Below are 6,646 nucleotides of genomic sequence, written 5' to 3'. Positions count from 1 at the left end.
CGGCTCGGCCGTCGAGGCCTTCGTCGCCCGCACCGCTGCGGGTCCCCGGCGCGCACCCCGGTCCCTCAACCGGGTCCACCACCCGGCGCGCCGGTGGGTCTTCGGGCGCCCCTACTTGCCGAACATCTGCGCGAACGACGGCACGCCGTCGAACATGCCCGTCGCGGTGCGCGGCTCGCGGGCCGCGACCGTGGTCGCGAGCTCCTTGGCCGCCCGGCGGATGCGGGCCGGGAGCGGGCCTGCGTCGTGCGTGCTGTCGCCCTCGGCCGCCCAGTCGTCGGTGGCCGCGAAGACCGAGGTCGTCGCGACGTCGGCGTGCAGGTACGTGAACAGCGGGCGCATCGAGTACTCGACGGCCAGCGAGTGGCGGGACGTGCCGCCCGTCGCGCCCAGCAGCACGGGCACGCCCTGGAGCGAGTCCTTGTCGAGGATGTCGACGAAGGACTTGAACAGGCCCGAGTACGTGGTCGTGAACAGCGGGGTGACCAGGACGAGCGCGTCGGCGCCCGTGACCTTCTCGTTCACCTCGGCGAGGTCACCGCTCGCGAAGCCCGTGAGCATCGCGTCGGTGATGGCGTGGGCGACGTCGCGCAGCTCGACCGTCGTGACCTCGGCGGCGACGCCCAGGTCGCCGAGCTCGGCCACCGTGGCGGCGGAGAGCCGGTCGGCGAGGAGGCGGGTCGAGGACGGCTGGCCGAGGCCGGCGGAGATCGCGACGATCTGGCGAGCGGTCATGAGGTGGTGCTCCTGGTTCGTGAGGGTTCTTCGAGTGTGCCGCACGGTGCGTGCGGCGGGTGGTGCGTGGTGCGTGGCCGGTGGTGCTGAGGAGCCGGGCCGCCCCTGGCCCCCACGGCCGGCCCCCCCCCCCCCCGCCCGGGTCACCCCGGGCGGACGGTCGGTCAGAGACCGAACGCGGAGCCCTTGCGGGCGGTCCCCGCACCCTCGGCGGCCTCGGCCGCGAGGATGTCGTCCTCGGCGGTCTTGCCCGTCCAGTGGTCCGCGGCCGCGACGACCTGCTCCGCGATCTTGCCCTCGGCGCGGGCCTTGGCGACGCGCTGGGCGTGGCTCGGCGGGTCGCTCGGGACGTGGGCGGGGCGCTTGGCCTCCATCTCCTTGCGGAGCACGGGCACGACCTCGCCGGCCAGCAGGTCGATCTGCTCGAGGACCGTCTTGAGCGGCAGGCCCGCGTGGTCCATGAGGAAGAGCTGGCGCTGGTAGTCGCCGACGTGCTCCCGCATGGCGCCGTAACGGTCGATGACCTCCTGCGGGCTGCCCACGGTCAGGGGGGTCTGCGCGCTGAAGTCCTCGAGCGACGGGCCGTGCCCGTAGACGGGCGCGTTGTCGAAGTAGGGCCGGAACTCGCGGACCGCGTCCTGGGAGTTCTTGCGCATGAAGACCTGGCCACCGAGCCCGACGATCGCCTGGTCGGCCTTGCCGTGGCCGTAGTGCTCGAAGCGCTGGCGGTAGTACTGGACCATCTGCTTGGTGTGGCTCATGGGCCAGAAGATGTTGTTGTGGAAGAAGCCGTCACCGTAGTAGGCGGCCTGCTCGGCGATCTCCGGGGTGCGGATCGAGCCGTGCCAGACGAAGGGCGCGACGCCGTCGAGCGGGCGCGGCGTGGCCGTGAAGCCCTGGAGCGGCGTGCGGTACTTGCCCTGCCAGTCCACGACCTCCTCCTCCCAGAGGCGGCGCAGCAGCGCGTAGTTCTCGATCGCGAGGTTGACGCCCTCACGGATGTCCTTGCCGAACCACGGGTAGACGGGGCCGGTGTTGCCGCGGCCCATCATGAGGTCCATGCGACCGTCCGAGATGACCTGGAGCATCGCGTAGTCCTCGGCGATCTTCACCGGGTCGTTCGTGGTGATGAGCGTCGTGGAGGTCGACAGGATGATGTTCTTCGTCTGCCCGGCGAGGTAGCCGAGCATCGTCGTCGGGGACGACGGGACGAACGGGGGGTTGTGGTGCTCACCCGTGGCGAAGACGTCGAGGCCTGCCTCGTCCGCGTGCTTCGCGATGGTGAGCATGGACCGCACGCGCTCGGTGTCGTTGGGCGTGCGACCGGTGACGGGGTCGGTGGTGACGTCGCCGACGGTGAAGATTCCGAACTGCATGGGGGTTGCTCCCTCGTCCTTCAAGTTGATGCATTTGCATGTACTGGAGGAGAACCGGGAGGGTCCCGGGGTTATTCCCCGAACCTGGAGGTGGCGTGGGTCACGCGACACCCCTCCCCGCGGCCCGACGGCGGAGCGCAGCCGGGGCGCTCGGGCGCCCTGCGCCGTCGGGCCAGGGGTGGGCGGCGGCTACGGGCGCAGCGCGAACGTGTGCATGCCGTCCTCGTCCTGGGGATCGGGCTCGGCCGCGTGCTCCCAGCCCAGTGCCGAGAAGAACGCGAACGCGGCCAGGTTCTCCCGGTCGACGAACGCGACCCAACCGTCGGGGGCGTCCCGCTCGACGTGAGCCACGACCTGGTCGAGGGCCACGCGCCCCAGGCCCGTCCCCCGGCGCGCCGGGTCGACGGCGATGTCGGTGACGGCGTGCGCCGTGCTCTCCCCGTTCGCCCACACGATCCCGACCACCGCGACCGGGACTCCGTCCGACAGGACGACCAGCTCCTCGCCCGTCTCGTCGGCCAGGACGTACTCGAGCCACTCGTCGTCGAGCGGGCCGAGCTCCTCGTCGAGCACCGGGTCCTCGTACCAGACCCGTAGCCACGAGTAGTCGGCGGCCGCGAAGGCGCGGACCGAGAGCGCGGCGCCCTCGCCCCCCACGGTGCTGGTGGACCCGTCGGTGCCGGTGGACGAGGGACGCGGAAGGCGGGAAGGCATGGCCGACATCCTGGCGAACGCCGCCGTGGCCGTCGAGGACATTTCGTTCACTGCGGACGCGGGGCGTACATGATGACCGCGACGCCCACGAGGCACAGGAGCGCCCCGAGCACGTCCCAGCGGTCCGGCCGGAAGCCGTGGACGGCCATGCCCCACACGAGCGAGCCCGCGACGAACACTCCCCCGTACGCCGCCAGGATCCGCCCGAAGCTCGCGTCGGGCTGGAGCGTCGCGAAGAAGCCGTACAGCCCGAGCGCCACGACCCCCGCCCCGATCCACACCCACCCCTTGTGCTCGCGGACCCCCTGCCAGACCAGCCACGCGCCACCGATCTCGAAGAGGGCCGCAGCCCCGAAGAGCAGGATCGAGCGCAGGACGGTCACGGTGGTCTCCTCGGGCGACGACGGGTGAGTGCAGGGTCGCACCCATCCTCTCGCGCACAGCCCCCTCACAGGCGGACGGGCGAGACTGGTAGGAGGTCGCAGTCCCCGAAGGATCGGAGCCCCGATGCCCACCCCAGAGACCGAGCATCCCGAGCAGGGCGACGCGCACGACGTGGCACCCTCGCGGGCGGCGCAGGTGACCGTCAGACGCGCACGCTTCGTCGACGTGCCCGGCGTGGCCCGACTGCTCACCGCGGACCACCCCGTGGTCGACCTCGACGGCGACGGCACCCCCGACGCCCCGGTCGACCCCGAGCAGCTCTCGTCCGCGACCCGGCTCGTCCTGAGCCACGGGATCATGGAGCAGGGCGAGATCTGGGTCGCCGAGGACGCCGACGGGCTGCTGGCCACGACCGTGTGGCTCCCGCCCGAGGTCCCGGCCTTCGAGGACGAGCTGCGCGGGGTCCTGGTGCGCGAGGTGGGCGTCGACCCGCTCGACGAGCCCGCCGACGACGAGCCGGTCCGCGTCGCGACCCGTCAGGCCCTGGACGTCGCCCAGTCCGTGATCGCCGACGCGCTCGACGCCGTCCGTCCGCGCCTCATCCTCGTCGCCGCGGCCGTCGCGCCCGACGTCGAGGGCACGGAACGCGCCGCCACCCTGCGCCTGCTCGTGGACGCGCCCGCGCGCGCCGAGCGCACGCCCGACGGCGTCCCGGTGGCGCCCGCGGACGGTCCGCTGCTGACGGCCGTCGTCGACCCCGCCCGGGTCGAGGGGATGCAGCGCATCGGCTTCGAGGAGCACCGGAGCGTGGACCTCGTGCCGCACGGGAGGCTGTGGATCGGCGTGCGGGCCTGAGGGGCGGCTCGCGACGACCTCGCGTCGTCGACCCACGGGTTCCGTGCGCGCGAGAACGGGGCTGAGGTCGCCAATCCCTCGATGACGGCCTCAACCCCGTTCTCGGCACCGGGACGCTCGGCACCGGGGGCGCTCAGCGCGGCACGCTCAGCTACACGACCGCCGCGACCGCGAGCGCCCCGGCGACCACGGCGAGCGGCGCGAGCACGAGACCCTGCCGGACGAGCGGCCACCAGCCGACCTCGCGGAACCCCATCCAGTGCCGGGAGCACTGGACCCACCACAGCACGGTCGCGACCGACGCCCACGGCGTGATCAGCGGACCGGCGTTCACGCCGACGAGCAGGGCTGCGAGCCGTGCGGGGTCGTCCGCAGCGGCAGGCTCGAGCGCGAGGTAGGCGGGCAGGTTGTTGACGACGTTGGCCGCGACGGCGCCCGCCCCCGCGACCTGGAGCAGGTCCCCCGTCCCGGTCCCGGTGCCCGCGAACCGTGCGAGCAGGTCCCCGAGGCCGTGCACCTGCCACGCCTCGACGGCCACGAAGAGCGAGGCGAGGACAAGGACGGTCCGCCAGGGCACGAGCTCGCCCACGGGCGCCACGAGGTCTCGGCGCCGCGCGAGCGTCACGGCCAGCAGCACGACCGCGCCACCCACCGCGACGGCGGCCACGGGCAGCCCGACGGCGAAGCACACCCCGAGCGCGACCGTCACGAGCGCGGCGAGCGGCAGGAGCACGCGGTCGCGCTCGGCGACCAGCGGGAGCGCGTCGAACGTCCCGCGCAGGTCGCGGTGGTGGACCACGAGCAGGTAGGCGACCGTCACCGCGACGACCACGAGCGCCGGCAGCCACATGGTCGCGGCGTACGGTACGCCGGGCTGGAGCCCTGCGAGGCGGTGGGCGGCGAGCAGGTTCGTCAGGTTGGAGACGGGCAGCAGCAGCGAGGCCGTGTTCGCGAGCGCGAGGACGGTGAGCGCGAACGGCAGCGGCCGGGATCCCGTGCGACGCGCGATCGTCAGGACCACGGGCGTGACCAGGACGGCCGTGGTGTCGAGCGACAGGACGACCGTGCACGCGCTCGCGAGGATCACCACGAGCCCCCACAGGCGCAGGCGGCTGCCCCGGGCGAGACGCAGCGCCCAGGAGGCTGCGGCGTCGAACAGGCCGGCGGCCGCGCACATCTCCGCGACCACCGTGATCGCGACGAGGAACAGCAGGATCGGCCCGACGCGGGCCGCGAGCCGGCCTGCGGCGTCGAGCGGGAGCCACCCGACCGCGACGACGGACGCGGCCACCACGACGGCCACCGCCCACAGCGGCACCCGCACCCGTCGACCTGCCACGACGTCCTCCCTCCCGGCTCACAGCCTGCTCGTCCCGCCCTGCGAGCGCCCGCTGGACGAGCGGCCGGGTCACTATCGCACGCGCCCGGGCCCGTGCCCTGTGCGGCGTGCGCTTTCGCACCACGCCCGCAGCGGGCAGAGTCGTGTGTATGACGGACGGGACACGGTTGCTGGTGCTGGGCGGGACCGAGTTCGTGGGCCGGGCGGTCGTCGACGACGCCCTGGCCCGCGGCTGGGACATCACGACGTTCCACCGGGGCACGCACGAGGCCCCGCACGGGGTGCGGGTCCGGCACGGCGACCGCACCGCCGTCGGGGGCCTGGACGCCCTCGCCGACGGCGAGTGGGACGTCGCGGTCGACACGTGGTCCGGGGCCCCGAGCGCGGTGCGCGACGCCGCGCACCTGCTCTCCGACCGCGTGGGCCGCTACGTGTACGTGTCGAGCCGGTCGGTGTACACGTACCCGACCGAGGCAGGCGCAGGCGAGGGAGCTCCCCTCGTGGACGCGTCGCCCGACGACGGCGCCGACGTCGACTACGCGCGCGCCAAGCGCGGCGGCGAGCTGGCCGTCGAGGACGCGTTCGGGCACCGCGCGGTCCTCGCCCGGGCGGGACTGATCCTGGGGCCGCGGGAGAACGTCGGGCGCCTGCCCTGGTGGTTGCAGCGGATCGCCCGCGGCGGCCCCGTGCTCGCGCCCGGGCCCAGCGCGCTGCCCCTGCAGTACGTCGACGCGCGCGACCTCGCCGCGTTCGTGCTCGACGCGACCGAGCAGGGCCTGAGCGGGCCGTTCAACGTCGTGAGCCCCAGCGGGCACGCGACCATGGGCGAGCTGCTCGACGCGTGCGTGGCCGCGACCGGCTCGGACGCCGAGCTGCGCTGGACCACGCCCGAGCTGATCGAGGCCGCGGGCATCGCGCCCTGGACCGAGCTCCCCGTCTGGCTCCCCCCGGGCGAGCTGCACGACACCCTGCACCGCGGCGACGTGTCGCGCGCGGTCGAGGCGGGCCTGCGCAACCGGCCCGTCGAGGAGACGGTCGCGGACACCTGGGCCTGGCTGGAGACCCTGCCCGACGGCGCCGCTCCCCAGCGCGCCGACCGCCCCCGGGTGGGTCTCGACCCGGACAAGGAGGCGCGGGCGCTCGCGGGCTGACGGCCCGTCCCCCCTCACGGACCCGTCGTCGGGACGTGCCGGGGTGTCCCCCGGTGCACTCCCGACGGCTTGTTCGTGGCGGTGGTCGGTCG

7 protein-coding genes are annotated in these 6,646 nt (G+C 74.0%); 2 read left to right on the top strand and 5 right to left on the bottom strand.

Features of this window, described 5'->3' with window-relative positions:
- Positions 1–111 precede the first annotated feature (111 nt).
- From H9652_RS03820 to H9652_RS03805, 4 genes are all read right to left on the bottom strand, one after another.
- Positions 112–735 carry an FMN reductase gene (locus tag H9652_RS03820; RefSeq protein WP_191794902.1) on the bottom strand — a complete coding sequence of 208 codons (624 nt, stop codon included), beginning with the start codon at positions 733–735 and terminating at the stop codon, positions 112–114.
- 164 nt (positions 736–899) lie between these two features.
- Entirely contained in the window at positions 900–2,111 is a 1,212-nt protein-coding gene (locus H9652_RS03815; RefSeq protein ID WP_191794899.1) for an LLM class flavin-dependent oxidoreductase, read from the bottom strand.
- Between the two features lie 189 nt (positions 2,112–2,300).
- Complete coding sequence (locus tag H9652_RS03810) at positions 2,301–2,825, bottom strand: GNAT family N-acetyltransferase (protein WP_191794897.1); 525 nt, start codon at positions 2,823–2,825, stop codon at positions 2,301–2,303.
- Positions 2,826–2,872: 47 nt separating this feature from the next.
- Positions 2,873–3,208, bottom strand: coding sequence for a YnfA family protein (locus tag H9652_RS03805; protein ID WP_191794895.1), 336 nt, complete (start codon positions 3,206–3,208; stop codon positions 2,873–2,875).
- A gap of 124 nt (positions 3,209–3,332) precedes the next feature.
- Between H9652_RS03805 and H9652_RS03800 the strand changes: the two genes are divergently transcribed.
- Positions 3,333–4,064, top strand: a complete 732-nt coding sequence (locus H9652_RS03800) for a hypothetical protein (protein ID WP_191794893.1) — start codon at positions 3,333–3,335, stop codon at positions 4,062–4,064.
- Between the two features lie 151 nt (positions 4,065–4,215).
- On the opposite strand, the gene H9652_RS03795 is transcribed toward H9652_RS03800, so the two are convergent.
- A complete protein-coding gene (locus H9652_RS03795; protein WP_191794891.1) occupies positions 4,216–5,403 on the bottom strand; it encodes an SLC13 family permease in 1,188 nt (395 codons plus the stop codon).
- A gap of 149 nt (positions 5,404–5,552) precedes the next feature.
- Here H9652_RS03795 and H9652_RS03790 point away from each other — a divergent pair, with 149 nt between their 5' ends.
- A complete protein-coding gene (locus H9652_RS03790) occupies positions 5,553–6,554 on the top strand; it encodes an NAD-dependent epimerase/dehydratase family protein (RefSeq protein ID WP_191794889.1) in 1,002 nt (333 codons plus the stop codon).
- The last annotated feature ends 92 nt before the right edge of the window (positions 6,555–6,646 follow it).

This window comes from Oerskovia rustica (genome assembly GCF_014836555.1).
Taxonomy (GTDB): domain Bacteria; phylum Actinomycetota; class Actinomycetes; order Actinomycetales; family Cellulomonadaceae; genus Oerskovia; species Oerskovia rustica.
Note: the sequence above shows the minus strand (reverse complement) of the source record. Positions and strands in the feature narration are given on the sequence as shown.

What these genes read in the sequence shown, in the direction of transcription:
- H9652_RS03820 (WP_191794902.1), bottom strand. Translation starts at nt 735, where the DNA reads ATGACCGCTCGCCAGATCGTCGCGATCTCCGCCGGCCTCGGCCAGCCG.
- H9652_RS03815 (WP_191794899.1), bottom strand. Translation starts at nt 2,111, where the DNA reads ATGCAGTTCGGAATCTTCACCGTCGGCGACGTCACCACCGACCCCGTC.
- H9652_RS03810 (WP_191794897.1), bottom strand. Translation starts at nt 2,825, where the DNA reads ATGCCTTCCCGCCTTCCGCGTCCCTCGTCCACCGGCACCGACGGGTCC.
- H9652_RS03800 (WP_191794893.1), top strand. Translation starts at nt 3,333, where the DNA reads ATGCCCACCCCAGAGACCGAGCATCCCGAGCAGGGCGACGCGCACGAC.
- H9652_RS03790 (WP_191794889.1), top strand. Translation starts at nt 5,553, where the DNA reads ATGACGGACGGGACACGGTTGCTGGTGCTGGGCGGGACCGAGTTCGTG.